The 25,908-nt window shown below is 65.6% G+C and carries 22 protein-coding genes; 14 read left to right on the top strand and 8 right to left on the bottom strand.

The genetic code is table 11. The features are described from left to right. Nucleotides 1–140 precede the first annotated feature (140 nt). The gene (locus VA599_RS08910) at nt 141–1,379 is read right to left on the bottom strand and encodes a PIN-like domain-containing protein (RefSeq protein WP_152526841.1); all 1,239 of its coding nucleotides are present in this window, start codon (nt 1,377–1,379) and stop codon (nt 141–143) included. 1,279 nt (nt 1,380–2,658) lie between these two features. Between VA599_RS08910 and VA599_RS08905 the strand changes: the two genes are divergently transcribed. Then, nucleotides 2,659–3,327: a BRO-N domain-containing protein gene (locus VA599_RS08905; protein WP_346788310.1), complete on the top strand. Its 669-nt coding sequence runs from the start codon at nt 2,659–2,661 to the stop codon at nt 3,325–3,327. Nucleotides 3,328–4,290: 963 nt separating this feature from the next. On the opposite strand, the gene VA599_RS08900 is transcribed toward VA599_RS08905, so the two are convergent. From VA599_RS08900 to VA599_RS08890, 3 genes are all read right to left on the bottom strand, one after another. Beyond that, nucleotides 4,291–4,788, bottom strand: a complete 498-nt coding sequence (locus tag VA599_RS08900) for a DUF2867 domain-containing protein (RefSeq protein WP_346788309.1) — start codon at nt 4,786–4,788, stop codon at nt 4,291–4,293. 180 nt (nt 4,789–4,968) lie between these two features. Next, nucleotides 4,969–6,357 carry an aminopeptidase P family protein gene (locus VA599_RS08895; protein WP_346788308.1) on the bottom strand — a complete coding sequence of 463 codons (1,389 nt, stop codon included), beginning with the start codon at nt 6,355–6,357 and terminating at the stop codon, nt 4,969–4,971. A 97-nt stretch (nt 6,358–6,454) separates the two neighbouring features. Further along, complete coding sequence (locus VA599_RS08890) at nt 6,455–7,660, bottom strand: benzoate/H(+) symporter BenE family transporter (protein ID WP_346788307.1); 1,206 nt, start codon at nt 7,658–7,660, stop codon at nt 6,455–6,457. A 132-nt stretch (nt 7,661–7,792) separates the two neighbouring features. Here VA599_RS08890 and VA599_RS08885 point away from each other — a divergent pair, with 132 nt between their 5' ends. The 7 genes from VA599_RS08885 (at nt 7,793) to VA599_RS08855 (ending at nt 13,564) form a co-directional block, all read left to right on the top strand. Continuing rightward, nucleotides 7,793–8,122: a DHCW motif cupin fold protein gene (locus VA599_RS08885; RefSeq protein WP_346788306.1), complete on the top strand. Its 330-nt coding sequence runs from the start codon at nt 7,793–7,795 to the stop codon at nt 8,120–8,122. A 4-nt stretch (nt 8,123–8,126) separates the two neighbouring features. After that, nucleotides 8,127–9,548, top strand: a complete 1,422-nt coding sequence (locus VA599_RS08880) for an aminotransferase-like domain-containing protein (protein ID WP_346788305.1) — start codon at nt 8,127–8,129, stop codon at nt 9,546–9,548. Continuing rightward, entirely contained in the window at nt 9,545–10,057 is a 513-nt protein-coding gene (locus VA599_RS08875) for a GNAT family N-acetyltransferase (protein ID WP_346788304.1), read from the top strand. The genes VA599_RS08880 and VA599_RS08875 overlap by 4 nt, the downstream gene beginning before the upstream one ends. 10 nt (nt 10,058–10,067) lie before the next feature. After that, nucleotides 10,068–11,162: an NAD(P)/FAD-dependent oxidoreductase gene (locus VA599_RS08870; RefSeq protein WP_346788303.1), complete on the top strand. Its 1,095-nt coding sequence runs from the start codon at nt 10,068–10,070 to the stop codon at nt 11,160–11,162. Nucleotides 11,163–11,234: 72 nt separating this feature from the next. Further along, complete coding sequence (locus tag VA599_RS08865) at nt 11,235–11,999, top strand: DeoR/GlpR family DNA-binding transcription regulator (RefSeq protein ID WP_429838594.1); 765 nt, start codon at nt 11,235–11,237, stop codon at nt 11,997–11,999. Between the two features lie 140 nt (nt 12,000–12,139). Then, nucleotides 12,140–12,919 carry an EAL domain-containing protein gene (locus VA599_RS08860; protein ID WP_346788302.1) on the top strand — a complete coding sequence of 260 codons (780 nt, stop codon included), beginning with the start codon at nt 12,140–12,142 and terminating at the stop codon, nt 12,917–12,919. A gap of 105 nt (nt 12,920–13,024) precedes the next feature. Further along, nucleotides 13,025–13,564, top strand: a complete 540-nt coding sequence (locus tag VA599_RS08855; protein WP_346788301.1) for a hypothetical protein — start codon at nt 13,025–13,027, stop codon at nt 13,562–13,564. Between the two features lie 263 nt (nt 13,565–13,827). On the opposite strand, the gene VA599_RS08850 is transcribed toward VA599_RS08855, so the two are convergent. Then, a complete protein-coding gene (locus VA599_RS08850) occupies nt 13,828–15,000 on the bottom strand; it encodes an MFS transporter (RefSeq protein WP_346788300.1) in 1,173 nt (390 codons plus the stop codon). Next, complete coding sequence (locus VA599_RS08845) at nt 15,000–16,178, bottom strand: serine hydrolase domain-containing protein (protein ID WP_346788299.1); 1,179 nt, start codon at nt 16,176–16,178, stop codon at nt 15,000–15,002. The genes VA599_RS08850 and VA599_RS08845 overlap by 1 nt, the downstream gene beginning before the upstream one ends. 111 nt (nt 16,179–16,289) lie before the next feature. Here VA599_RS08845 and VA599_RS08840 point away from each other — a divergent pair, with 111 nt between their 5' ends. Next, nucleotides 16,290–17,171, top strand: a complete 882-nt coding sequence (locus tag VA599_RS08840) for a LysR family transcriptional regulator (RefSeq protein WP_346788298.1) — start codon at nt 16,290–16,292, stop codon at nt 17,169–17,171. Between the two features lie 129 nt (nt 17,172–17,300). Here the strand turns inward: VA599_RS08840 and VA599_RS08835 are convergent, their stop codons facing one another. Together VA599_RS08835 and edd are read right to left on the bottom strand one after the other, a co-directional pair. Further along, nucleotides 17,301–17,927, bottom strand: a complete 627-nt coding sequence (locus tag VA599_RS08835) for a bifunctional 4-hydroxy-2-oxoglutarate aldolase/2-dehydro-3-deoxy-phosphogluconate aldolase (protein ID WP_021478905.1) — start codon at nt 17,925–17,927, stop codon at nt 17,301–17,303. 59 nt (nt 17,928–17,986) lie between these two features. Beyond that, nucleotides 17,987–19,819, bottom strand: a complete 1,833-nt coding sequence (gene edd, locus VA599_RS08830) for a phosphogluconate dehydratase (protein WP_346788297.1) — start codon at nt 19,817–19,819, stop codon at nt 17,987–17,989. A gap of 258 nt (nt 19,820–20,077) precedes the next feature. Between edd and zwf the strand changes: the two genes are divergently transcribed. From zwf to pgi, 5 genes are read left to right on the top strand one after another with little or no spacing between them, the layout of a single operon-like run. Beyond that, nucleotides 20,078–21,556, top strand: coding sequence for a glucose-6-phosphate dehydrogenase (zwf, locus tag VA599_RS08825; RefSeq protein WP_104945804.1), 1,479 nt, complete (start codon nt 20,078–20,080; stop codon nt 21,554–21,556). A gap of 1 nt (nt 21,557) precedes the next feature. Next, the gene (pgl, locus tag VA599_RS08820; protein WP_346788296.1) at nt 21,558–22,235 is read left to right on the top strand and encodes a 6-phosphogluconolactonase; all 678 of its coding nucleotides are present in this window, start codon (nt 21,558–21,560) and stop codon (nt 22,233–22,235) included. After that, the gene (locus tag VA599_RS08815; RefSeq protein ID WP_346788295.1) at nt 22,216–23,259 is read left to right on the top strand and encodes a glucokinase; all 1,044 of its coding nucleotides are present in this window, start codon (nt 22,216–22,218) and stop codon (nt 23,257–23,259) included. Before pgl ends, VA599_RS08815 begins: the two co-directional genes overlap by 20 nt. Next, nucleotides 23,252–24,100, top strand: a complete 849-nt coding sequence (gene hexR / locus VA599_RS08810; protein WP_021478900.1) for a transcriptional regulator HexR — start codon at nt 23,252–23,254, stop codon at nt 24,098–24,100. The genes VA599_RS08815 and hexR overlap by 8 nt, the downstream gene beginning before the upstream one ends. 11 nt (nt 24,101–24,111) lie before the next feature. Further along, complete coding sequence (gene pgi, locus VA599_RS08805) at nt 24,112–25,755, top strand: glucose-6-phosphate isomerase (RefSeq protein WP_346788294.1); 1,644 nt, start codon at nt 24,112–24,114, stop codon at nt 25,753–25,755. The last annotated feature ends 153 nt before the right edge of the window (nt 25,756–25,908 follow it).

Here is a 25,908-nt window from a genome sequence, read left to right as displayed (position 1 = left end):
CCGGCGGCTTAAAACCTTGGGAATGGCTTCGGAGCCGGCTTGCGCTGATGGGGATATGGGGCACATCGGTTCGTGCCTTACCCTTTAGGATGTGGCACCTCAAAAAGACAACTCGCCATTACCCATGCCAAATTTTATTATTACTTTTCATCTCCAGCATTTCTAGTTCTTCTAGAAATCAACTCTTTGATCCCTGACAGGGCCGGATTAAATGGCTGCTGATACCCAACATTCAACTTTAATGCCTTAGCCGGACGCAAATGACCTTCTCCATGGTGATCATAAATCTCCACTATTCCTTCTTCTTCTAACTGACTAATTATATCGAAGCTTACTGCAATATCATACCCCGCATTCCCTAGATAATTAACAACAAAAGACTTAAGCCCCAAAAAACCATCAGCATTCTCTAAAGCCCATTTTTGACTAGATGCCAGCCTTTCAATCATTTCTTCTCGAGATATTGCCTTCAACAAAAACCTTGGCAGCTCTTTTTCTTCATTTATTGCCGCTTTTGTTTCATGACGAACCTCTCTTATCTCCTCAAAGACTTTCTTATTTATTATTGTTTCACTTGTTTCAGCAATTATTTCAATAAATTTATCAACAGTATACATCCAGAAATTTTTTCCTACATCACGAATAAATTCTTCTCTAAGTTCTGTCCTCGGGCCAATTGTTCTACCTGACTGCTCCAACCACCAATCATCTTTTTTGTCATCCGTAATAAATATTACTGGCTTTTTTATTTGCGAAGCATGCATAATTATTTGCTTCCAAACAATCAAATCACCAAATTTTCTACTTGGATCCTCTAAGGAGCCTTTGGGACTATCTCGATATCCTGGAGGAATTTTCTTGCTATAACGCTCCTCACCACATTGGATGATGATACTCAGCTCACCCTCTGATGTCATTTCTCCAACTTTTCCATCAAATATATTCTCAACAAATACAAGTATTTCATCATCAATCAATTTATCCAATAGGCGATTTTTCTGATCTTCTAGAAGTTGAACTAACTCAGCCACTTGCTCTTTAAATCCAGGAAGCCTTGTCTCTGGTAGAAATGGATGCTTCTTTTTATTCGCCAATCTCGCCGCTAAGTTTTGGATCTCTTTAATAGCACTTGTATATTCTTCAGACTGCCCTGCAGTAACATTTAGCCGATTATTAAGAAATTCCTTCGCTGCCTGATGAGGAATAAATAGGCGGTCTTTTACCATAGTTAAAGCACTCTCAAGAGCAGACCTCGTATCTGGCGAATAACGATAAAGATTAAGAAGTACATTTGCATCAATAGCAAATATACATTCATTAAAAAGCTCTCTAAATCCATCATCTGTTGGGGTAAAATGCCCAGGAAATGCAGATCGCATGATAATCTCCTTGTAAACATATACAGACTACTAATTTCCCCACTCAGATCACGGTCCGAAAATTATCACCCGTAAATAACAGGCTAAAAATTAGCCATTAAACTTTATTGATCCTGAATTTCTAAACTGTGTTTTATCAACTTACCTATGTTAATTTCAGGCCATACCAACATATTTTATTTCCTATCAGCTTAGATCCGCCTCAAACCCATTCTCAGATCTTTACTGCCAACCTCATCAGCCTCATAAAATAGATTTGAAGACAAAATTTCATCGCTCGGCTATAGCGTCATAAAGATACTAAAAGACAGACCACCACCTGGCTATCCATAGACTTTTTGCTCACACAATGAATAACATGCGTTACAAACCCAACATCGGGTTAGCACAGCCTTCACACCAATAGCAGCAAATCCCTCACTTAAGCATTCATTCCACTTTGAGTATCTAAAATCGCTCCTGAAGCATAGTTCCCATTAGTTATATTTCCTGAGAAAACCACCTATGTATAAATACTTAACCGCTTCATTTATGCAAACGACAACAAAAACTACGCGCATCTATACGATTAAGTTCGTCACCATCACTCAGCAAAACCAAACCAAAGCGCCACCATCCCCATCAGCGCAAGCCGGCTCCGAAACCATTCCCAATGGTCTTAAGCCGCCATTTGTTTGAGCGGGGCGACGTTAGCGCCCCGCGAGTTGGGCGGCGCCTTGGGAATGGGTTTGGAGACGGGGTTTCGCCGCGCGGTTGGGGCGGCCTGGGGGTGCCGGGGGGCTGGCCGCGCAGCCCCCCGGCCCGCCCTTTGGGCGGAACCAAAACGCTTCAAGACAACAAGTTTTGGCCGCAATGATTAGCAGTCAAATCATTGATTACGCAGCAATACTTAGCGCATTGACATAGGACTGCCGGGGGATTAGCTTGGAGGTTCTCTCAAAGCACAGCTGCACCCGCCCAGTTTGGCGGTATTATTACGCCTTCATTCCGCACGGCGTGTTTCTGTACGCCACTGCGATCAAGGGGGGTGTCGGGTATCCGTAAGGACCCGGACGGTCTGTGCCGTTGAGAGCGCCCCCACCCCGACAAGGTGGACTTTTCATCTCAAAGCACAGGAGGCCACCATGGCCATGATTCGTTTCTCATCTGAAGCGCGTCGCGCTTTCAGACATCCTCTTCCCCCTCCGACACACTCAGCGCGACAGCCAGATCAATGGCATTGCAACTTAGCGCTCCAAGCTGATTACCAAGCGGCCAACTCGCATGAGGAGGCCCAGCCATGAACCATCACCTCGATCTCTCCGTAAACCTTCCCCTCCGCCTCGACTACGCCAAAGGTTTCCCCCTGCGCGTCATCCGCCGCGAGGAGGGTTTCTGGTTTGTCGCCGCGGAAATCGCCGCTTCGATGAAACAGGAAGTGGAAGACCTGCTGGCAACGCTGGAGCAACCGGCTGGCCGCTTGCTGTTGCTGGCCGGCGAGGATGAGCCGGTGCTGTGCTTGTCCGAAGGCGAGCTGGACGAGGTAGTCAGAAGGATCAAGAAACCCGGCGCGCGGCGCTTGCGGCGCTGGTGGCAGGAGGAGACGCGGCCGGCTTTGCTGCATGAAGGCGGGCCGGCCACCACGGCGGAGAGCCTGCATCTGGCGCTGGCCTTGGCCGCCGAGGCGGCGCAGCAGGTGGGGCGGGCGGTGATGGAGGCAGTGCTGCGCGGCCCTGGGCCTTGGCAGCATTCGCGCTGGGTGGTGGCGCTGGATTACGAGCGCCACAACAAGCAGCGCTGGCCGCACGGCAAACTGATCGGCCTCACCAGTTCCGTCGCCACGCTGGAAGGCTTGGCGGAGCTGATCGCCGAGCCGGGCAGGATGCCGGTGAACAATACCGACCTGGTCAAACTGGCTTCCGCCTGCCATTTACGGCTGGCGGAGCGAATGGGACGGATCGCCGGTTGATCCAGCGGGAGCTCGATGCCAAAACGGGTCGCGCTCCACTTCACAGCCCACCATCCACAGCCCATCACTATTACATATGGTCCATCGATAGCCACCCTATCTCCCCATCAGCGCGCGCCGGCTTCAAAACCATCCCCAAGGTTTTAAGACGCCGGTTGTTCGACGCGGGGCGACGTTAGCGCCCCGCTAGTTCCGGCGGCTCCTTGGGAATGGGTTTGGAGACGGGGTTTCGCGCGCTGCTGGGGTCGCCTGGGGTTGCAAGGGGGCTGGCGACACAGCCCCCTTGCCTGCCTGGCGGGCAGCCCCGCCATGAAAACCATCATCCGCGCAGCGGACACAAAACTATCCCATGCGGTGCGTCGCCCCTTTGGGGTGACGCACCCTACCCGCTGCCATTTGCGGCTGGCGGAGCGGATGGGACGGATCGCCGGTTGATCCAGCGGGAGCGCGATGCCAAAACGGGTCGCGCTTTTTTATTGGCTTTATGGCAAACGCTCAACCGATAGCCACCCTGCCCCCCCATCAGCGCGCGCCGGCTTCAAAGCCATTCCCAATGGTTTTAAGACGCCGGTTGTTCGACGCGGGGGGACGTTAGCGCCCTACCGCTGAGCGAATCCAAGATTCGCACGCATGTAGTTCCGGCGGCTCCTTGGGAATGGGTTTGGAGACGGGGTTTCGCCGCGCTGCTGGGGTCGCCTAGGGTTGCAAGGGGGCTGGCGACTCAGCCCCCTTGCCTGCCTGGCGGGCAGCCCCGCCATGAAAACCATCATCCGCGCAGCGGACACAACACCCAAAACGGTGCGTCGCCCCTACGGGGTGACGCACCCTACGGCGACATGCGGCCAAGAACGCAGCCCCCTTTCCCGTCCGACGGGCGGAACCGGCATCAAAATCCATCGTCCGCGCAGCGGACACAACACCCCAAACGGTGCGTCGCCCCTACGGGGTGACACACCCTACACCTCACCCCAACACCCCCGCCATCCTCCTCATGCTCGCAGCCACAATCGCATGATGAAACGGCGTCACTCCCGCCAGATACGTCCTCCCCAACAAATTATGCGTCCGCACCAGCGTGCTCACCTCCAGCCGCTCCGGCCGCCACTGCAACACCACCCGGAAATCCAGATGGCGGTCGTCTTCGCCCAGCACTGCGACGTGCTCTCCCAGATGCAGCACCCGGAACACGCCCAACTGCTGGCCGACATGGAAAGGCTCGACGGAAGAGATGGCGGCGGGCTGGGCGGTTTTCAGGCCCAGCGGCGACACCAGCCGGTCGCGCAGGCTCATCAGCACGCGGGCCCAGGGCGGCATCGCGGTGGAGAAGGCATGCAGCAGACCGGCGGCGTCGGCCGCCGGCGCATCGGGCGGCAAAGCGATGCTGCCGCAGTCTTGCCAGGGATAGCGGCTGGCGGCGTCGGCAAGCAATGGGATGGCGGAAAAGTCGTGTTGAACGGGCATGGAAATCTCCCTGGATGACGATGGCCGCAGCAGACCGGGCAATGGCCGATAGCGAACGGGAAGCGGCACGAAATAGACTGTCGTCATTGTGTCGTCGCCGCGGCGGCCCGGTCAATCTGGGCGCCGGATATGAAAACGCCCCGCGCGGGCGGGGCGTTTCTCGCTATGGAGCCGGATGGCTTAAACCGCCATCACGGCTTCCACTTCGTCCACCGTCTTCGGGATCGGCTCGCCCAGCACGCGGCTGCCGTCCGCGGTCACCAACACGTTGTCCTCGATGCGGATGCCGCCGAAGTCGGCGTATTCGCGGAACTTGGCGAAATTGATGTACTGGCTGTGGCGGCCTTCCTTCTCCCAGGCCTCGATCAGCGCCGGGATGAAGTAGACGCCCGGCTCCACGGTCAGCACCATGCCGGCCTTCAGCGTCTTGCCCAGGCGCAGATAGCCCAGGCCGAACAGCTTGCTGCGCTCGGTGCCGTCGCCATAGCCCACCAGGTCTTCGCCCAGCGCTTCCATATCGTGCACGTCCATGCCGATCTGGTGGCCCAGGCCGTGCGGGAAGGCGATGGCGTAAGCGCCGGATTCCACGATGGCGTCAACGTCGCCGGTGAAGAAGCCCAGCGCGGCCATCCGCTCCACCATCACGGCGGCGGACAACTTGTGGATGTCCTGGTATTTGACGCCCGGCTTGACCGCGGCGATGGCGGCTTCCTGCATCTCCAGCACGATGTCGTACAGCTCGCGCTGGCGGGTGGAGAACTTGCCGCCCACCGGGAAGGTGCGGGTGATGTCGCTGGCGTAGCCGCCGCCGCTGGCGCAGCCGGTGTCGTTCAGCACCAGGTCGCCCTGCTGCAGCACGTGGTCGTGGTGGTGGTTGTGCAGCACTTCGCCGCGCTTGGAGAAGATGGACGGGTAGGCCAGCTGCCAGTCGTGGCGGCGCATGATGCCTTCCATGATGCCCACCACCTGGTATTCCACCACGCCGGGCTTGGCGTTTTGCATCGCGGCGATGTGCATCGCGTGGGTGACGCCCAGCGCGGCTTCCATTTCGGCGATCTCTTCCGCGCCCTTGATCTCGCGCAGCGCCACCACCGCGCGGGTCAGCTGGGGACAGAAGCCTTCCTTCACCTGGGCCGGATGCGTGTCCAGCAGGCGGCCCATCTCGATCAGCGTCTCGCCGCGGTACGGCGCCAGGTAGCGCACCGGACGGCCGGCGGCGCGGGCCTCGGCCACCGCCTGCGCCAGCTCGGCGTACGGACGGCTGCGCGAGAGCGAAACCTTGGCGGCGCGCTCGGCCAGGGACGGCAGCGGGCCGGTCCAGACGATGTCGGCCACGTCCGGATCATTGCCGAACAACGTCGCCTCGCCGCTGTCGGCGTCGATCGCGCCGGCCAGGCCCGGCTCGTTCAGGCCGAAGAAGTAGCGGAAGCTGGAGTCCTGCACGAAGGGCAGGGTGTTGTCGTGGTAATTCATCGGTGAGTCGACGTTGCCGACGAACAGCAGCAGGCCGGACAGGCCGGAAGCTTGCAGGCCGGCGCGGCGCTGGGCGTAAACGGAAGGGGCGAACATGTTTTCTCCTTTTGCCGCATGCCGGCGGGAGGCGCCGCTGCGGGTATATTCAACCGCCTAAGTTATCACGCGCGGCCCCCGCCGGCCAGCCGCCGCCTCAGCGCGCCGGCGCCTCCACGGCCTTTTCCGGCGCGGGTTTGACCGGGCTCAGCAGCCGACACAGCAGGCCGCCGGCCAGCATCGCCCACAAGGGCGCGCCCAGGCCGGCGAAGCTGACGCCAGAGGCCGCCACCACAAAGGTGAGCAACGCCGACTCACGGTGCTCGGCATCGGCCAGCGCCGCGCCCAGCGATGAGGCCAGCGTGCCGAACAGCGCCAGGCCGGCCGCCGTCACCAGCAAGGGCTTGGGCAAGGCCAGCGCCAGCGCCGCCAGCGCGCCGCCCATCACGCCCATGACGATGTAGATCAGCCCGCAGAACACGCCGGCCACATAGCGGCGGCTGCGGTCCGGATGCGCTTCCGGCCCGGTGCAGATGGCGGCGATGATGGCCGCCAGCGTGACGCCGTGGCCGCCGAACGGCGCGGTGAGCATCGATGCCAGGCCCAGCGCGGTCACCGGCGAGCGCGCCGGCACCTGGTAGCCGAAGGCGCGCAGCACCGCCATGCCGGGCAAGAATTGGCTGGTCAGCGCCAGCAGCGCCAGCGGCAGGGCCAGGTTGATGAAAGCGGACCACGACCAGGCCGGCCAGGTGAACAACGGCGCGGCGACGGCATGCAACGACGCGGCCGCCGGCGCATGCAACTCGCCGGCGGACAAGACCGCGCCCGCCGCGATGGCGGCCAGCAGCGCCCAGCGCGGAAACCAGCGGCGGCCGATGAAGAACAGCGCCGCCATCGCCAGCACCAAGCCCAGATGGCCCGTCGCCTCGGCCACCACTTCGCCGACGAAATGAAACAGGATGCCGGCCAGCAAGGCCGCCGCCAGCGCCGGCGGGAACAGCGCCATCAGCCGATCGAACAAGCCGCTGACGCCCACCAACGTGACGATGGCGGCGGCGGCGAGGAAGGCGCCCACCGCCTCCGGATACGGCACGCCAGGCAGGGCGGCCAGCAGCAGCGCCGCGCCCGGCGTGCTCCAGGCGGCGATCACCGGCGTTTTCCAGCGCAGGCTCAGCCACAGGCCGGCCGCGCCGGAGCCGATGGACACCGCCCATACCCAGGACGCCAGCTGCCCCTGCGACAGCCCGGCCGATTGCGCGGCGTGGACGATGATCAAGAACGGGCCGGAAAAGCCGACCAGCAAGGCCAGAACGGCGGCCAGCAGGGTGGAAGGGGCGGCGTCGCGCCGCAAGGTTTGCCACATGGCGACTCTCCTGATGAAAACCAATGTCGCCAGCGTGCCACGGCCTGCGCGCCGCGGACTCCCACAAGCGCGCCAAACAGTTTATGCTGGGCCGCATCTGTTCTATATAACAGCCATTCTCAGGAGCCCCGCATGCAGCTGACCGGCATTCCCTTCGGCGTCACCGACTGGGCGGATATTCCCGCCGCCGAACACCCCGGCGAACAGGGCCGCGCCTACTGGCGCACCCGCCAGTTCGGCGACATCCGGGTGCGGATGGTGGAATACACAGCCGGCTACCTGGCCGACCACTGGTGCGAGAAGGGCCACATCCTGCTGTGCCTGGAGGGCGAGCTGCACACCGAGCTGGACGACGGCCGCGTCTTCATCCTCACGCCCGGCATGAGCTACCAGGTGGCGGACCGGGCCGAAGCCCATCGCTCCCGCGCGCCGCAAGGCGCCAAGCTGTTCATCGTCGACTAAGCCCATGCCGCAATACCAGGACATCGCCCGGCTGCTGCAGGCCCGTCTGGACGCCGGCGAATTCCCGCCCGGCGGCAAGCTGCCCTCGGTGCGGCAGCTGGCCGCCCACCACGGCGTCAACAGCCTGACCGCGCTGGCCGCCTACCGCTGGCTGGAGCAGAAGCAGCGGGTGGTGGCGCGGCCGCGCGCCGGCTTCTACGCCGCGCTGCCGGCCCGCGCCGACGGCCAGCCGCCCGCCCGCGCGCTGCCGTCGCCGGCCACCCTGGTGGACGTGGACAGCCGCATGTCGCAGTTGGTGGCGCTGTCGGCGTCGGACGTGGCGGTGCAGCTGCACATGGCCGAGGCCCACCACAGCCTGTACCCGGCGGCGGATCTGGCGCGGCGGCTGCAGCAGACGCTGCTGCGCCAGCCGGAGCTGATCGGCGCCTACCTGCCGGCCATCCAGCACGAGCGGCTGTGCCTGAAGCTGCAACAGATGGCCGCGTCCTGGCAGCTGGCGGTGAAGCCGGACGAGATCCTGTTCTGCAACGGCATCACCGAAGGCATCAGCCTGGCGCTGCGCCACCTGACCCGCCCCGGCGACACGGTGGCGGTGGAGACGCCGGTGTACTTCGGCCTGCTGCAGACGCTGGCGGCGCTAGGGCTGAAGGCGCTGGAGATTCCGTGCACGCCGGACGCCGGCCTGTCGCTGGAGGCGCTGGAGTTCGCGCTGCGCTACGGCCCGCCGGTGCGCTGCCTGGTGACGGTGACCAACTACCAGAACCCCACCGGCGCGCTGATGCCGGACGACAACAAGAAACGGCTGCTGGCGCTGGCGCGCCGCCACGGCGTATCCATCATCGAGGACGACGTGTTCGGCGAACTGTACTTCGGCAAGCGCCGGCCGACGCCGCTGAAAGCCTGGGACCGCGACGGCGACGTGATCTACTGCGCCTCGTTCACCAAGAGCCTGGCCCCGTCGTTCCGGCTGGGCTGGCTGTCCGGCGGCCGCCACCACGCGGCGCTGGAGCGGCTGCGCGCCAGCAGCAGCCTGGTCAGCCCGGCGCTGCTCTTGGGCACGCTGGCCGACCTGCTGGCCAGCGGCGACTACGCCCGCATCTCGCAGCGGCTGCGCGCGCGGCTGGCCGAGCAGATGGAGCGGGTGGCCGACGCGGTGCTGGCCGCCTTTCCGCGCGGCACCCGGCTGCGGCGGCCGCAGGGCGGCCTGCTGCTGTGGGTGGAGGGGCCGGAGGGCCTGGACAGCGGCCGGTTGCTGGAAGCGGCGCTGAAGGAATCGATCAGCTTCGCGCCGGGCATGCTGTTCTCGGCCGAGCCCCGCTTCCGCCACTGCCTGCGGCTGAATTTCGGCCAGCCCTGGGACGCCGCGCAGCAGGCGGCCATCGCCCGGCTGGGCCGGCTGGCCGCCGAACAACTGAGGACCACATGATAGAAAACGGCTTGCTGATCCGCCCGGCCGAGGCGGCCGAACTGCCGCTGCTGGCGCGGATAGAACGCCGCGCCGCGCGGCTGTTTTCCCCCGCGGACCTGCCTTCCACGCTGTCCGAGCACACGCTGCCGGCAGAGACCCTGAGCGCCGCCCGCGACGCCGGCCTGCTGTGGGTGGCGGACGACGCCGGCCAGCCGGTCGGCTTCGCGCTGGCGGAGATCCTGGACGGCCAGCTGCACCTGGCCGAGATGGACGTGGACCCGGACCACGCCCGCCGCGGCATCGGCTCCGCGCTGCTGCGGCACGCGCTGGCCCAGGCCGGGCCGCGCGGCTGCGCCGCCGTCACGCTCACCACCTTCGCCCACCTGCCGTGGAACGCGCCGTTTTACCGCCGCCACGGCTTTATGGAATTCGAGCCGCCGGCCGGCAGCGCGCTGGCCGACCTGCTGCGCGCCGAGGCGGAGGCCGGGCTGCGCAACCGCGTCGCGATGCGGCGCGCCCAGGCATGAGGACAGACCGATGGACAGGATAGACACGGTAGTCATCGGCGCCGGCGTGGTCGGCCTGGCCGTCGCCAAAACGCTGGCCGAGGCCGGGCGCGAGGTGGTGATCGTCGAGGCCGAGCGGGCGATAGGCCAGCATGCGTCCAGCCGCAACAGCGAAGTGATCCACGCCGGCCTGTACTACCCGGCCGGCAGCCTGAAGGCGAAGCTGTGCGTGGCCGGGCGCGACGCGCTGTACCGCTATTGCGCCGAACGGGCGGTGCCGCATCGGCGGCTGGGCAAGCTGATCGTCGCCAGCCGCCGCGGCCAGCTGGCCAGGCTCGCCGTGCTGGAGAAGCAGGCCCTCGCCAACGGCGTGGACGACATCCGCCGGCTCTCCGCCGCCGAGGCCCGCGCGCTGGAGCCGGCGCTGGATTGCGCGGCGGCGCTGCTGTCGCCGTCCACCGGCATCGTCGACAGCCACGCGCTGATGCTGGCGTTGCTAGGCGACGCCGAAGCCGCCGGCGCGCAGCTGGCGCTGGAATCTCCGGTGGAGGGCGGCGCGGTCACCGCCGACGGCATCGTGCTGCGCGTCGCCGGCATGGAGCTGCTGGCGGACAAAGTGGTCAACGCCGCCGGCCTGTTCGCGCCCGACCTCGCCCGCGCCATCGCCGGCCTGCCCGTCGATGCGGTTCCGAAAGCCCGCTACGCGCGCGGCGTCTATTTCTCGCTGCAGGGCCTGGCGCCGTTCTCGCGGCTGATCTACCCGCTGCCGGAAGCCGGCGGCCTGGGCAGCCACCTGACGCTGGACCTGGGCGGCCAGGCGCGCTTCGGCCCGGACGTGGTATGGGTGGACGGCGTCAACTACCACGTCGACCCGGCGCGCGCGGCCGCTTTCTACCACGCGGTGCGCGCCTGGTGGCCGCAGCTGCCGGACGGCTCGCTGACGCCCGGCTACGCCGGCATCCGCGCCAAGATCGCCGGCCCCGGCGAGCCGGACGCCGACTTCGTCATCCAGGGGCGGGCGGTCCACGGCGCGAAGGGCCTGGTCAACCTGTTCGGCATCGAATCGCCGGGACTGACCAGCTGCCTCGCCATCGCCGAGGAGACCCGCGCGCGGCTGCTGGGCTAGCCCGGCCGGGCGTTGACGGGCGCGGATGCAAATCGCTTACAATCAGCCGCAATACGCGGAGAAACAACAAGAATGCTGATCCTGAATCAACGTCAACAAGAACTGCTGGACCTGGTCAAGCGCGAGAGCTACGTCAGCGTGGAGAAGCTGGCCGACCATTTCGCCGTCACCCGCCAGACCATACGCCGCGACATCGCGCTGCTGTCCGAACACCAGCTGCTGCAGCGCTATCACGGCGGCGCCAGCGTGCTGTCCAGCGTCGAGAACGTCGCCTACCAGGCGCGGCAGGTGCTGTGCATAGAGGAAAAACGCCGCATCGCCGCCTGCGTCGCCCGCCACATCCCGGACAACGCCTCGCTGTTCATCAACCTGGGCACCACCACCGAAGAAGTGGCCAAGGCGCTGCACCGCCACCGCGGCCTGAGGGTGATCACCAACAACCTGCACGTGGCCGAGCAGATGTGCGACTACCCGGACTGCGAGGTGATCGTGCTGGGCGGCTCGCTGCGCAAGCGCGACCGCGGCCTGACCGGCGAGGCGACGGTGCAGATGATCCGCCAGTTCCGCGTCGACTACGGCATCATCGGCGTGTCCAGCATCGAGGCCGACGGCACCTTGCGCGACTACGACTACCGCGAGGTGCGCACCACCGAAGCCATCATCCAGCAGTCGCGCCAGGTGTTTCTGGCCGCCGACCACAGCAAGTTCGACCGCCCGGCGCTGGTGGAGCTGGGCCGGCTGTCGCAGATCGCCGCGCTGTTCACCGACAAGCCGGTGCCGCCGGCCATCGCCCGCGTCATCCAGGAGTCCGGTACCCAGCTGCACCTGGCGGAATGAACGCCTGCCGCTGGCCCCAAGGCCGGAAAGACAACGGCTCCGCGGGCCGGAATACTCTGCAAGATTTTGTTAGCGCGTCTTATTCCGCTACGTGATTTTGCTATGCTGAAGCATCGATTCCTCTCCAAGGCAGGTGCGCCATGCAGCCCACTCTTGGCGCGCAGGCGGGCAGCATGCTGTACCGCGACGCTTCCGGCCGCTACTGCGCCAGCCTGGCCGGCTATCGCCTGCTGAGCGCGTTCCAACCCATCTTCTACAAGGGCGGCAGCCTGTTCGGCCACGAGGCGCTGCTGCGCGTGGTGGACGAGAGCGGCGAATGGCTGGCGCCGGACCGCTTTCTCGCCTCGCTCGCGCCGGACCTGGCGCTGGAGGCCGACCGCCTGGCGCGGCTGATCCACGTGCGCAACTTCGCCCAGAGCGGCCAGGGCGGCTGCCTGTGCCTGAACCTGATGCCCGCGACTGTGCAGGAAGATCAGAGCGGCCGCACCCACCTGCCGCTGCTGACCAGCATGCTGCAAAGCGTGGAGCTGGACAGCGGCGGCGTGATCTTCGAACTGCCGGAATTCGAAGTGGAGCACCATGGCCAGCCGCTGCTGAACGGCATGCGCCACGCGGCGGAAATGGGCTTCGGCCTGGCGGTGGACGATTTCGGCGCGCTGCCCGCCCGCCGCGACAAAATGAACGAGCTGTGCCCGGACATCATCAAGATCGACCGCAGCCTGCTGCTGGACCACATGGCGGGCCAGACGCAAAGGCTGCCGGCGCTGCTGGAGTTCGGCTGGCAGATCGGCAGCCGCATGCTGGTGGAGGGGGTGGAAACCACCGAGCAGCTGGAAGCGATGCGCGCGCTCGGCGTCGAGCTGTACCAGGGCTATCACCTGGGCAGACCGGGCGAGCTGGCGGTGGTGCGCCAGCTGTAGCGCGCGGGAATTATCGGGAATCGCGGGTATGGCCTGCGGCCAAGCCGCGCCATGGGCGGTTGTTTACACTCGACGTTTCGGGTGGTTAATTACAAGTTGGGCGTCATGAAAGTAACCTGCACCAAGTTCGATGCAGCTACTCGGCAACTTGATATTGCTATCGGCTTGCTATTCACTGATGGCGATCCGTTGGCTGTGCGTACGTTAGCTGGTGCTGCCCATGGTATCTTGGGCGACCTTGCAGAAAATCAAAAGCGTGGATCCTCCTGGCGAACACAGATCATTAATGATTCTGGGGTAAGCAAGAAGGAGGCCTTAGACATTCTCAATGCAGCTCAGAACTATTTAAAACACGCAGATAGAGATTCTGAGACAACCTTGTCATTTGACGAGGAAGAGAACGACCATCTGGTGTTCATTGCCTCCATTGAGTGCGGAGGTCTCGGCCACCCACTCACCTTCTCGATGCAGGCGTTCCAAATCTGGTACTTGGCTATGTACCCAGAAACGATTGGTTACGACACAGATCCCGTTAAGACATCGAAGCGCATCTTCCCCGGTCTTGCAACGAAGGAGCGTCCTCAACAACTGGAGCATGGACACCAGTTTTTAGAGAGAGTCTTACAGCAAAATGGCTTGCTGTAAGCGTCTTTGTGACGCCCAATAATGCCGTCGAAAGGGATCTTTCTCAATCTGCACTGGTGGGTTCCCTCTGCGGCTTCGCAGTTACGACGACCCTCACGTCAAACGTTAGGGCCGTAGGGTGCGATACCCGGCCTAAATCTCATCGAGGCGGAGCGTTCAACAGCCGGGCATCGCGCCGGCATGAGTTGGGCGTGGTGCGACGCCCGGCAGATAAGGTTTTGCAAAGAAGAATAATAGGCCGGGTGTCACACCCTACGGCTCCATCAAACCGACACATCCACCGGGCGGGCCTTGGCCTGCCAACTGTCGCCACGCCTATCCAGCCCCAGACTAAGCCAGGCCAGCAAGGCCAATCCCGCGCCCAGCCACAGCGGCGCCCGCAATCCCCAGCCGGCATCCAGGCACAGCCCTCCGGCCCAGGCGCCGAACATCAGCCCCAGGTTCACCACCGCCATGTGCAGGCTGTTCACCATCGGCCCCGCGCCGCCGGCGCGCACCACCCGCGCCACCATCGCCGGATTCATCGGCAAGCCGGCCAGCCCCAGCAAGCACACCCCGGCCACGGCCAGCGCCTGCCATTGCGCGCCCAACGCCAACGCCAGCATCACAGCGAACAGCGTCAGGACGCCGCCCTGCAGCACGCGCCGGGTGTGGCGGTCGGCCAGGCGGCCGGTGACCAGATTGCCCAGCACCGTCGCCGCGCCGTAGACGCCGAACAATAGCGGCACCATCGCCGGGGAAAAACCGCTGACGCGCAGCAACAACGGCGCGAGGTAGGTGAAGGCGGCGAACACCGCGCCGATGATCAGGCCGCTGGACAGATAAGCCGCCCACAAGGCCGGCCGCGCCAGCGCGCGCCATTCCCCGCCGGCCTGCTGGCATGCGGGCGGCTCCCCGGCCGGCACCCTCGCGGCGATGCCCAGCATCGCCAACCCCACCAGCGCCGCCACCAGCCAGAACGCCGGCCGCCAGCCCCAGTATTGATCCAGCAGCGTCGCCATCGGCAGGCCGGCCACCGAGGCCAGCATCAGGCCGTTCAGCACCAGGCCGGCGGCGCGGGCGATGCGGTCCATGCCCACCAGCTCGCCGGCCAGCGCCAGGGCCACGCCGAAAAAGGCCGACTGGGCGACGCCGCAGACGATGCGCGACGCCAGCATCTGCGGATAGCCGTCGGCCGTCGCGCCGATCAGCTGGCCGATCAGGAACACCGCCAACAAGCCCAGCAGCGCCGGCTTGCGCCGGACCGCGCGCAGCCGCCAGGTCAGCAGCGGCCCGCCGACCACCACGCTGGCGGCGAAGGCCGACACCAGATTGCCGACATCGGCCAGCGAGGCGTGGAGCGCCGCCGCTAGCGACGGCATCATGCCGGCCACCATGAATTCCGAAGTGGCCATCGCGAAAATGCACAGGCTGAGCAGGTAAATGGCGGCGGGCATCAGGCGGCCTCCCCGTCGCGATGGCCCAGCCCCGCGTACACCGCGGCGATCAGCTCCGCGCCGAACGCGCCGATCGCGCCTTCGAAAGCGGTATTGCTGCAAGCCACCAGGCTGATGCCGCGCGCGGGGTCCACCAGCCAGCCATGGCCGTAAGCGCCCAGCCAGCGCCAGCTGTTCCGGCTCGCCGGCAAGCCGGCTGCCGCGGGATCGCGCAGCACGGCGAAGCCCAAGCCATGCGACCAGCCCGGCCAGCCTTCCATTTCCAGGCCGCCGGTGTGGCTGCGCGCCAGCTCGGCCACCGCCTCCGGCGGCAGCCAGCCATCGCCGCCGCGGCGCAAGGCCTCCAGCAGCGCCAGGAAATCCGACGCGGTGCCCACCATGCCGGCGCCGCCGGACGGAAAAGCGGACGCGTCCAGCGCCCGGCCCGGCGCGAAATCGATCCCCGCCAGTTCCGGCGCCATCTGCAAAGCATGCCGCTCCGCCATCCTGACCGGGCCATCGGCGTAGGCCGCGCCCAGGCGCGCCGGATCGGCGGCGTGGAAGCCGGTATCGGCCAACCCCAGCGGCACGGCCACTTCGCGCCGCACGATGTCCGCCAACGGCGCGCCGCAAACCGCCTCCAGCACGCCGCCCATCACATCCAGGCCCAGTGAGTAGGTCCACGCCGTACCGGGCGCGTGCCATAACGGCAAGGCCGCCAGCCGGCGCAAATTGTCCTCCAGGCTGATGCCGGCATGGTCCAGGCCGTCGGATACTCCGGCCGCGCGGTACGCGCCTCCCGCCGGCTGCAGGAAGCCGTAACCCAGGCCCGAGGTATGGCTGAGCAGGCTGCGCAAGGTGATGGCCGGAACCGAGCCGTCGGCCAAGCCGGGCGCGAAATACGGCAGGTAATCGCTGACCGCCGCGTCCAGCCGCAATTCGCCGCGGACGGCCAACCGCATCGCCGCGCAGGCGACATACAGCTTGCTCAACGACGCCAGCCGGAACAAACCGTTTTCCGCCAGCGCGGCGCCGGCCTCCCGATCGGACCAGCCGGCCGCGCGCCGGTAGCGCATCCGGCCGTCCACCGCCAACAACACTTCCACGCCGACCAGGCGGCTCGCCGCCAGCGCGGCGTCTATCGTCTCATCCAGTTTGGCGGCCAACGCATGGCTGGCTGCCGGTGCGCAAATTTGCATGTCAGAGCTCCCTCTCGTTTAGACCCCCGATGCTAAAAGCGCGCTCATGACGGATAAATGGGCTAGCATGCCGCTCATAACGGAATTCATTTCCGCAATCATGGAAAAATCATGGACAGAATGAGCGGAATCGAGCTGTTCGCCCAGATCGCGCGCCAAGGCAGCCTGGTGGCGGCCGGCCGCCGGCTGGGCCTGTCGGCGTCGGCGGTGGGCAAGGGCTTGGCGCGGCTGGAACAGCGGCTGGGCGCGCGACTGGTCCACCGCAGCACGCGGCGGCTGGCGCTGACCGCCGAGGGCCAGCAATACCTGGCGCGCTGCCTGCGCATCCTGGAAGAGGCGGAAGCGGCCGAGCGCGAGTTGCAGCAGGGCCTGGCCGCGCCCAGCGGCCGGCTGAAGGTGGGCGTGCCGCACGAGAGCGGGCTGTTGACGCCGCATCTGGCCGACTTCATGCGCCGCTACCCGCAGGTGGCGCTGGACCTGGACTACAGCGACCGGCTGGTGGACGTGATAGGCGAGGGCTTCGACGTGGTGGTGCGCGGCGGCGAGCCCGGCGATTCCCGGCTGGCCGCGCGGCGCTTGGGCAGCTACCACATGCGGCTGCTGGCCTCGCCCGGCTATCTGGCCGAATACGGCGCGCCGCGGACCGCGCGCGATCTGCGACACCACCGCTGCCTGCATTACCGGCTGCCCCACAGCGGCAAGCTGCTGCCGTGGCCGCTGCTGGACGCCGAGGGGGAAGATGCCTCGCCGCCGGTCAGCGCCAGCTGCAACACCGGCGAGGCGCTGATCGAGCTGGCGGTGCGCGGCATGGGCATCGTCTGCCTGCCGGACTTCTCCGTCCGGCGCGAGCTGGCCGCCGGCGCGCTGGTACCCTTGGACGCGCCCGCGGTGGCGCGCAGCGGGAACATGTATCTGCTGTGGCCGGCGACGCCGGCGATGCCGCCGCGGCTGCGCGCCTTCATCGACCACATGGCCGAGCGGGTGTTCGCCTAGACAAACTCTTGGTCCTGCGCCGGCGAGCCTCGGCTCAGGGTCTGCGAGGTTTTCCAACAGCGCCAAGCCCAAGCGCGGCCATGAAAAATGCCGCCCGTGGGCGGCATCGATGCAGCGGCAGCGGGGCGCTTAGCCGGCGCTCAGCTGGCAGGCCTCGCGGGCCAGCGCGGTGATGCGGTCCCAGTCGCGGGCGGCGATGGCATCGTCTGGAGTCAGCCAGCTGCCGCCGACGGCCAGCACATTGGGCAGCGCCAGGTATTCCGGCGCTTTCTTGATGTCGATGCCGCCGGTCGGGCAGAAGCGCAGGTCCGGGAAGGGGCTGGCCAGCGACTTCAACAGCTTGACGCCGCCTACCGCCTCGGCCGGGAACAGCTTCAGCGTGTTGAAGCCTTCGTCCTGCGCCCACATCGCTTCCGACGGGGTGGCGATGCCGGGTATCAGCGTCAGGCTGGACGCGCGCGCGGCCGAGGCCAGCTCGCCGGAGAAGCCCGGGCTGATGCCGAACTGGGCGCCGGCGTCCACCGCCGCCTCCAGCTGGGCGCGGTTGCGCAGCGTGCCGGCGCCGACGATGGCTTCCGGCACTTCGTCGCGCATGCGGCGCATCGCCGCCAGCGCGGCCTTGGTGCGCAGCGTCACTTCCAGCACCTTGATGCCGCCGTTCACCAGCGCGCGGGCCAGGTCCACCGCCACCGCGGCGTCGTTGACGATGATCACCGGAACCACCGGGCCCTGGCGCAGTACAGACAATGCATCCATTTCTCTCTCCTGTTGGCGGGCGCATGCCGCGCCGCCTTGCTGAATTGTGTCGGCCGCGCTCAGTTCCAGGCCGGGTGGCGGAAGCTCATCGCGCCGGCCTCGGCCTCGTCCGCGCCGTGGCGGAACACCGCGAACAGCTCGCGGCCCATGCCGTAATCGTTGTGCGACAGATCGGCTTGGGCCTGTTCGCGCGCCGCCCACTCGGCGGCGTCCACCAGCGCGGACAGCTCGCCGGTGTGCGCGTCGACGCGGATCAGGTCGCCGTCGCGGACCTTGCCGATGGCGCCGCCGGACAGCGCTTCCGGCGACACGTGGATGGCGGCCGGCACCTTGCCGGACGCGCCGGACATGCGGCCGTCGGTCACCAGCGCCACCTTGAAGCCGCGCTCCTGCAGGATGGTCAGCGCCGGGGTCAGCTTGTGCAGCTCCGGCATGCCGTTGGCGCGCGGGCCCTGGAAGCGGATCACCGCGACGAAGTCTTTTTCCAGCTCGCCGCGCTTGAACGCCGCCAGCATGTCGTTCTGGTCGTGGAACACCACCGCCGGCGCTTCCACCACGCGGTGTTCCGGCTTCACCGCCGACACCTTGATCACCGCGCGGCCGATGTTGCCGGCCATCAGCTTCAGGCCGCCGTCGGCGGAGAAGGGATTGGACGCCGGACGCAGCACGCTGTCGTCGCCGCTGACCGCCGGCGCGTCGCGCCATTTCAGCTCGCCGTTGTCCAGCCACGGCTCCTGGGTGAAATGCGACAGGCCGCGGCCCATCACCGTGCCCACGTCCTCGTGCAGCAGGCCGGCCGACAGTAGCTCGCGGATCACGAAGCCCATGCCGCCGGCGGCGTGGAAGTGGTTCACATCGGCCTTGCCGTTCGGATACGCGCGCACCAACAGCGGAATCACGGCGGACAGCTGGTCGAAATCGTCCCAGTTGACGTCGATGCCGGCGGCGCGGGCGATGGCGACGATGTGCATGGTGTGGTTGGTGGAGCCGCCGGTGGCCAGCAGGCCGACGATGGCGTTGACGATGGATTTCTCATCGATCATCTCGCCCACCGGGGTGAACTGCTCGCCCTGGGCGGCGATCTTCTTGCCCTGGACCGCGGCGGCGCGGGTCAGCGCCTCGCGCAGCGCGGTGTTCGGATTGACGAAGGCGGCGCCCGGCAGGTGCAGGCCCATGATCTCCATCAGCATCTGGTTGGAATTGGCGGTGCCGTAGAAGGTACAGGTGCCGGGGCCGTGGTAGGACTGGCACTCGGACTCCAGCAGCGCGTCGCGGCCGACCTTGCCCTCGGCGTACAGCTGGCGCACCTTGGCCTTTTCGTCATTGGCGATGCCTGTGGTCATCGGGCCGGCGGGAACGAACAGCGCCGGCAGATGGCCGAAGGTGAGGGCGCCTATCATCAGGCCCGGCACGATCTTGTCGCACACGCCCAAATACAGCGCGGCGTCGAACATCTGGTGCGACAGCGCGACGGCGGTGCTCATCGCGATCACGTCGCGGCTGAACAGCGACAGCTCCATGCCTGGCTGGCCCTGGGTGACGCCGTCGCACATCGCCGGCACGCCGCCGGCGAACTGGGCGGTGGCGCCGGCAGCCAGCGCGGCCTCCTTCAGCCAGGCCGGGAAGGCCGCCAGCGGCTGGTGGGCCGACAGCATGTCGTTGTAGGAAGATACAATCGCCAGGTTGGCCCGGTGCTCTTCCTTCAGGTGGATCTTGACGGTATCCGGCATCGCCGCGAAGGCGTGGGCCAGGTTGGTGCACGACAGCTGGGCGCGTTCCACCCGGCCCTGCTGGGCGGCGGCGCGCACTCGCGCCAGGTAGGCGTCGCGGCGCGCGCGGCTGCGCGCGACGATGCGGTCGGTGACGGCGGACAGGGTGGGATGCAAGGCCATGATGACATTCCGTAATTGGATTTGAAACTGATGGTAGTTTTACTACACTCAAAATGCAAGGTTCGCTACGCGCCGCCAGCGGCGGCCCAAGACGACTATCCTATTTCTTCTCAAGGATTTCCAGCGGAAATAACCGATTTTTGCGCCAGGGCAAATGGTGTTGCAAAAGCGGCCACATCGTCTGTACCGACGTAGACAGCACGATGGCGAATGGTAATATAACTACATCTAATACACTTAACGAGATGGAAGATCAGGATGGAGACTCGTTCTACCCCTACTCCGGCCTTTGACATGGTGCTGTTCGGCGGCGCCGGCGACCTGGTGATGCGCAAGCTGCTGCCTTCATTGTACCAGGCCCACGCCGCCGGCCTGCTCAACGAGCAGGGCCGCATCCTGGCCCTGGGCCGCAAGGATCTGAGCCGCGACGACTACCTGGCTTCCGTCGAAAAACAATCCCGCATCCACATCAAGGCCCATTTCGACGACGCCGCCTGGCAGAGCTTCTGTAGCCGCATCGACTACCTGCGCGTCGACGCCTCCCAGGCCGCCGACTTCCCGGCCCTGGCCGAGAAAATCGGCGACGACGCCGGCAAGGTGGTGGTGTGCTACCTGGCCACCGCGCCCAATCTGTTCGCCGGCATCTGCGAAAACCTGGCCGCGGTCGGCCTCAACCGTCCCAATGTGCGGGTGGTGCTGGAGAAGCCGCTGGGCACCGACCTCGCCTCGTCCAACGAGATCAACGACGACGTCGCCCGCTTCTTCCAGGAAGAGCAGCTGTACCGGATCGACCACTACCTGGGCAAGGAGTCGGTGCAGAACCTGATGGCGATCCGCTTCGCCAACGCGCTGTTCGAGCCGCTGTGGCGCCGCGAATGGATCCACGACGTGCAGATCACCATTTCCGAGGAACTGGGCGTCGGCAGCCGCGGCGATTTCTACGACGGCACCGGCGCGCTGCGCGACATGGTGCAGAACCACCTGTTGCAGCTGCTCTGCATCGTGGCGATGGAGCCGCCGGCCAATCTGGAGGCCGACGCCGTCCGCGACGAGAAGCTGAAAGTGCTGAAGGCGCTGCGCCCCTTCGCCGAGCAGGACGTCGCCGCCAAGACCGTGCGCGGCCAGTACAAGGCCGGCGCCAGCGGCGGCCAGCCGGTGGTGGGCTACCAGCAGGAAAACGGCATCCCGGCCGGCAGCCAGACCGAGACCTTCGTCGCCATCAAGGCCGAGATCGACAACTGGCGCTGGGCCGGCGTGCCTTTCTTCCTGCGCACCGGCAAGCGGATGCAGGAGCGCCTGGCCGAGATCGTCATCAATTTCCGCGACGTGCCGCACCAGGTGTTTTCCGGCCCGCTAGGCGGCAGCCACCACGCCAACCGGCTGGTGATCCGCCTGCAGCCGGAGGAAAGCATCCGCCTGTACTTCCTGGCCAAGGAGCCGGGCGACACCATGCGCCTGCAGCCGACCTACCTCGACCTGGACTTCTACAAGGCGTTCAAGGTGCGCCGCGCCGACGCCTACGAGCGCCTGCTCTTGGACGTGATCCGCGGCAAGCTGGCGCTGTTCATGCGCCGCGACGAGCTGATCGAGGCCTGGCGCTGGGTGGAGCCGATCATGGACACCTGGACCGCCAGCACCAACAGCCCGCCCAAACAGTACACCGCCGGCAGCTGGGGCCCGGCCGCGTCCAGCGCGCTGCTGTCGCGCGACGGCATCAGCTGGCACGAGGAGTGCTGACATGAACTGGCTGGAATTCCCCGACGCCGCGCAGCAGACCGACGCGCTGGCCAACAGCGTCGCCGCCCGCTTGGCGGCGGCCATCGAAAGCCGCGGCAGCGCGGCGCTGGCGGTATCCGGCGGCAAGTCGCCGATCCCGCTGTTCAAACTGCTGTCCGAGATGGCGATAGACTGGGCGCGCGTCACCGTCAGCCTGGTGGACGAGCGCTTCGTCACCCCCGGCCACGCCGACAGCAACGGCGCGCTGGTGCGCCAACACCTGCTGCAGGGCCGCGCCGCGACCGCCCGCTTCCTGCCGCTGGTGCGCGCCGTCGCCAATATCGACGCCGAAGTGGCGGCCGACAACCGCGACTTCATCGCGCCGGACGTCGCCATCCTGGGCATGGGCGAGGACGGCCACACCGCCTCGCTGTTCCCCGGCGCGCCGGAGCTGGCCGCCGGCCTGGACCCGGCCAATCCGGCGCCCTTCCTGGCGGTGACGCCGCAAACCGCGCCGCACCGCCGGGTGTCGCTGAGCTACGCCGCGCTGCTGCAGGCCGGCTGCCTGATCCTGTCCATCCAGGGCGCGAAGAAGCGTGAAGTGCTGGAAGCCGCCGCCGCCGGCCCCGACGACGCGCTGCCGATCAGCCATTTCCTGGCCCAGGACAAGGTGCCGCTCGATGTCTACTGGTCTGCCTGAAGCCTGGCCGCGGCTGCTCGGCGACGTCGGCGGCAGCAACGCGCGCTTCGCGCTGGAAACCGCGCCCGGGGTGATTGAAGACATCCTGACGCTGTCCAACGACCGCTACCCGACGCTGGAGGACGCGCTGCGCGACTACCTGGCCCAGGTCGGCGCGCGCCGCGTCGCCCACGCCGCGATCGGCATCGCCAATCCGCTGAACGGCGACCAGGTGACGATGACCAATTGCCATTGGCGGTTTTCGATCGAGGCGACGCGCCGCGCGCTGGGTTTCTCCACGCTGCTGCTGCTCAACGATTTCACCGCGCTGGCGCTGGCCCTGCCCAGGCTGCCGCGCGGCGAGCTCTCAAGGATAGGCGGCGGCGAGCCGCGGCCGGATTCGCCGCTGGCGCTGATCGGCCCCGGCACCGGCCTGGGCGTGTCGGCGCTGGTGCCGCACGCCGGCGGCTGGCGCGCGCTGTCCGGCGAGGGCGGCCACACCTCGTTCGCGCCGGCCAATGAGCGCGAGATCGGCATCTGGCGCTACGTCTCGGCCCGCTTTGGCCACGTGTCCCACGAACGGCTGCTGTCCGGCTCCGGCCTCAGCCTGCTGCACCGGGCGCTGTGCGCGCTGGACGGCGCGGCGGAGCTCGATCTGGCCCCATCCGAAGTCAGCGCCCGCGGCCTGTCCGGCGCCGATGCGCGCTGCCGCGAAACGCTGGAAATCTTCTGCGGATTGCTGGGTTCCGCGGCCGGGAACCTGGCCTTGACCCTCGGTGCCCGTGGCGGGGTATACATAGGTGGTGGTATTGTGCCGCGTTTGAGCGGTTTTTTTGAACAATCCCCATTTCGCCGCCGTTTCGAGGACAAGGGGCGGATGTCGGCCTACTTGGCCGACATCCCGGTTTACCTGATCACCAGCGCCTATCCGGCCTTGCCGGGCGTGGCCGCCCATCTGGCGGACCACCTGGCGCCGCGCGACCCGGCCCCGGTGGACACGACCACCCATCCTCGCGGCGGCACCGCAGGAGACATGCATGCTTGATCGCATTCGCGGCCAGCTGGAACAGCTGTCCTCGGCCGAACGCAAGGTGGCCGATCTGGTGCTGGAGCAGCCGTACACCGTGATCCAGGCCGCCGTCGCCGAGATCGCCAAGAACGCCGGCGTCAGCCAACCCACCGTGATCCGCTTCTGCCGCACCGTCGGCTGCTCCGGCCTGCCCGACTTCAAGCTGAAGCTGGCCGGCAGCCTGGTGACCGGCGTGCCCTACGTCCATTCCAGCGTGCGGCCGGAAGACCCCACGTCCGAGATCGTGGCCAAGGTGTTCGACAACACCGTGTCGGCGCTGCTGAAGTGCCGCAACGACGTCAATCCGCAGGCGATAGAGGCCGCGGTGCGGCTGCTGACCGACGCCAACCGCATCGAGTTCTACGGCCTGGGCAACTCCGGCATCATCGCCGCCGACGCCCAGCACAAGTTCTTCCGCTTCGGCATCCCCACCGTCGCCTATTCCGACACCCACATCCAGATGATGGCGGCGTCGGTGCTGGGCCCGGATGACGTGCTGGTGGCCATATCCAGCTCTGGCCGCACCATGGAGCTCTTGGACGCGGTGGACGTGGCGCTGGCCTCCGGCGCCAAGGTGATCGCGCTGACCACCAGCGGTTCGCCGCTGGCGCGCCGCGCCACGGTGTCGCTGATCGCCGACACGCTGGAAGACAACGAAACCTACAGCCCGATGATTTCGCGCATCGTGCACCTGGTGCAGATCGACATCCTGACCGTCAGCGTGGCGCTGCGCCGCGGCCCGGGCCTGATCCGCCAGCTGGAAAAGACCAAGCACAGCCTGAAGAACCGCAGGCTGGACAATAAACAACAGGAATAGGACGAGACATCATGAGTGAACTGACCGAACTGCCGGCCTGGCAATCCCTGTGGGATCATTTTGCCGAGGCCAAGCACCTGCACATGCGAGACCTGTTCGCCGCCGATCCCGGCCGCGCCGAACGCTACTCGCTGGAAGTGGGCGGACTGTTCCTCGACTATTCCAAGAACCGCATCACCGACGCCACCCTGCTGGGCCTGATGGAGCTGGCGCGCGAAGCCGGCCTGCCCGCGCGCATCAAGGCGATGTTCAAGGGCGAGAAGATCAACCGCACCGAGGACCGCGCGGTGCTGCACGTGGCGCTGCGCAACCGCACCAACTCGCCGATCCGCGTCGACGGCGCGGACGTGATGCCCAAGGTCAACTCGGTGCTGGAGCGGATGGGCAAGTTTGCCCACGCGGTGCGCTCCGGCGACTGGCTGGGCTACACCAACCAGCCGATCACCGACATCGTCAACATCGGCATCGGCGGCTCCGACCTCGGCCCGCTGATGGTCTGTAGCGCGCTGAAGCCCTTCGGCCATCCGCGGCTGAACATGCACTTTGTCTCCAACGTCGACGGCGCGCAGCTGAAGGAAACGCTGAAGAAGGTGCACCCGGAAACCACATTGTTCGTGGTGGAATCCAAGACCTTCACCACCCAGGAAACGCTGACCAACGCGCTGACCGCGCGCGAGTGGTTCCTGGCCCGCGCCCGCGACGAAAAGGCAGTGGCCAAGCACTTCGTCGCAGTGTCCACCAACCAGAAGGCGGTGGCCGATTTCGGCATCGACCCGGCGAACATGTTCGAATTCTGGGATTGGGTCGGCGGCCGCTACAGCCTGTGGTCGGCCATCGGCCTGCCCATCATGCTCTACCTGGGCGAAGAAAACTTCACCGAGCTGCTCAACGGCGCCCACATCATGGACCAGCACTTCATGAACGCGCCGTTCGAGCAGAACATGCCGGTGCTGCTGGCGATGATAGGCGTCTGGTACATCAACTACTACGGCGGCGGCAGCCACGTGATCGCGCCCTACGACCAGTACCTGCACCGGCTGCCGGCCTTCATCCAGCAGCTGGACATGGAGTCCAACGGCAAGAAGACCATGCTGGACGGCCAGCCGGTCGACTTTGAAACCGCGCCCATCATCTGGGGCGAGACCGGCATCAACGGCCAGCACGCCTTCTTCCAGCTCTTGCACCAGGGCACCCATATTTCGCCGATCGACCTGATCGCCTCGCTGGAAAACCGCTCCAGCCTGCCGGGCCACCACGAGATCCTGCTGGCCAACGTGTTCGCCCAGGCCGAGGCCTTCATGCGCGGCAAGACCGCCGACGAGGCGCGCGCCGAACTGGCGGAGCAGGGCCTGAAGGGCGCGGCGCTGGACGATCTGGTGCCGCACAAGGTGTTCGATGGCAACCGCCCCACCAACACCCTGCTGATGAGCCGGCTGGACCCGCGCAATCTCGGCTCGCTGATCGCGCTGTACGAGCACAAGATCTTCGTCCAGGGCGTGATCTGGCACATCAACAGCTTCGATCAATGGGGCGTGGAGCTGGGCAAGCAGCTGGCCAAGACCATCCACGCCGAACTGACCGGCAAGCTGGGCCAGGCCGAGCATGACAGCTCCACCCTCCGGCTGATCCAGCTGTACCGCAAGGTCAACGGCTGAGCCGTTCTCCGGCATTGAAAAAAGCCCCCGTCATCAAACGTGGGCTTTTTTTATTTGGCCAACGTCGGGATATCCCTGATTGTCGGACAGATGAATCGCTGGTGAAATGGCGGCACAAGTCTGAAAAAAATAATGGACTGGTAGATTCATCGG

Source organism: Chromobacterium indicum, assembly GCF_039708975.1.
Taxonomy (GTDB): Bacteria; Pseudomonadota; Gammaproteobacteria; order Burkholderiales; family Chromobacteriaceae; genus Chromobacterium; species Chromobacterium piscinae.
This window is presented reverse-complemented; position numbering and strand designations above follow the sequence as displayed.

Excerpts from the sequence above, each read along its gene's own strand:
- VA599_RS08910 (WP_152526841.1), bottom strand. The coding sequence starts at position 1,379 with ATGCGATCTGCATTTCCTGGGCATTTTACCCCAACAGATGATGGATTT.
- VA599_RS08905 (WP_346788310.1), top strand. The coding sequence starts at position 2,659 with ATGAACCATCACCTCGATCTCTCCGTAAACCTTCCCCTCCGCCTCGAC.
- VA599_RS08900 (WP_346788309.1), bottom strand. The coding sequence starts at position 4,788 with ATGCCCGTTCAACACGACTTTTCCGCCATCCCATTGCTTGCCGACGCC.
- VA599_RS08895 (WP_346788308.1), bottom strand. The coding sequence starts at position 6,357 with ATGTTCGCCCCTTCCGTTTACGCCCAGCGCCGCGCCGGCCTGCAAGCT.
- VA599_RS08890 (WP_346788307.1), bottom strand. The coding sequence starts at position 7,660 with ATGTGGCAAACCTTGCGGCGCGACGCCGCCCCTTCCACCCTGCTGGCC.
- VA599_RS08885 (WP_346788306.1), top strand. The coding sequence starts at position 7,793 with ATGCAGCTGACCGGCATTCCCTTCGGCGTCACCGACTGGGCGGATATT.
- VA599_RS08880 (WP_346788305.1), top strand. The coding sequence starts at position 8,127 with ATGCCGCAATACCAGGACATCGCCCGGCTGCTGCAGGCCCGTCTGGAC.
- VA599_RS08875 (WP_346788304.1), top strand. The coding sequence starts at position 9,545 with ATGATAGAAAACGGCTTGCTGATCCGCCCGGCCGAGGCGGCCGAACTG.
- VA599_RS08870 (WP_346788303.1), top strand. The coding sequence starts at position 10,068 with ATGGACAGGATAGACACGGTAGTCATCGGCGCCGGCGTGGTCGGCCTG.
- VA599_RS08865 (WP_429838594.1), top strand. The coding sequence starts at position 11,235 with ATGCTGATCCTGAATCAACGTCAACAAGAACTGCTGGACCTGGTCAAG.
- VA599_RS08860 (WP_346788302.1), top strand. The coding sequence starts at position 12,140 with ATGCAGCCCACTCTTGGCGCGCAGGCGGGCAGCATGCTGTACCGCGAC.
- VA599_RS08855 (WP_346788301.1), top strand. The coding sequence starts at position 13,025 with ATGAAAGTAACCTGCACCAAGTTCGATGCAGCTACTCGGCAACTTGAT.
- VA599_RS08850 (WP_346788300.1), bottom strand. The coding sequence starts at position 15,000 with ATGCCCGCCGCCATTTACCTGCTCAGCCTGTGCATTTTCGCGATGGCC.
- VA599_RS08845 (WP_346788299.1), bottom strand. The coding sequence starts at position 16,178 with ATGCAAATTTGCGCACCGGCAGCCAGCCATGCGTTGGCCGCCAAACTG.
- VA599_RS08840 (WP_346788298.1), top strand. The coding sequence starts at position 16,290 with ATGGACAGAATGAGCGGAATCGAGCTGTTCGCCCAGATCGCGCGCCAA.
- VA599_RS08835 (WP_021478905.1), bottom strand. The coding sequence starts at position 17,927 with ATGGATGCATTGTCTGTACTGCGCCAGGGCCCGGTGGTTCCGGTGATC.
- edd (WP_346788297.1), bottom strand. The coding sequence starts at position 19,819 with ATGGCCTTGCATCCCACCCTGTCCGCCGTCACCGACCGCATCGTCGCG.
- zwf (WP_104945804.1), top strand. The coding sequence starts at position 20,078 with ATGGAGACTCGTTCTACCCCTACTCCGGCCTTTGACATGGTGCTGTTC.
- pgl (WP_346788296.1), top strand. The coding sequence starts at position 21,558 with ATGAACTGGCTGGAATTCCCCGACGCCGCGCAGCAGACCGACGCGCTG.
- VA599_RS08815 (WP_346788295.1), top strand. The coding sequence starts at position 22,216 with ATGTCTACTGGTCTGCCTGAAGCCTGGCCGCGGCTGCTCGGCGACGTC.
- hexR (WP_021478900.1), top strand. The coding sequence starts at position 23,252 with ATGCTTGATCGCATTCGCGGCCAGCTGGAACAGCTGTCCTCGGCCGAA.
- pgi (WP_346788294.1), top strand. The coding sequence starts at position 24,112 with ATGAGTGAACTGACCGAACTGCCGGCCTGGCAATCCCTGTGGGATCAT.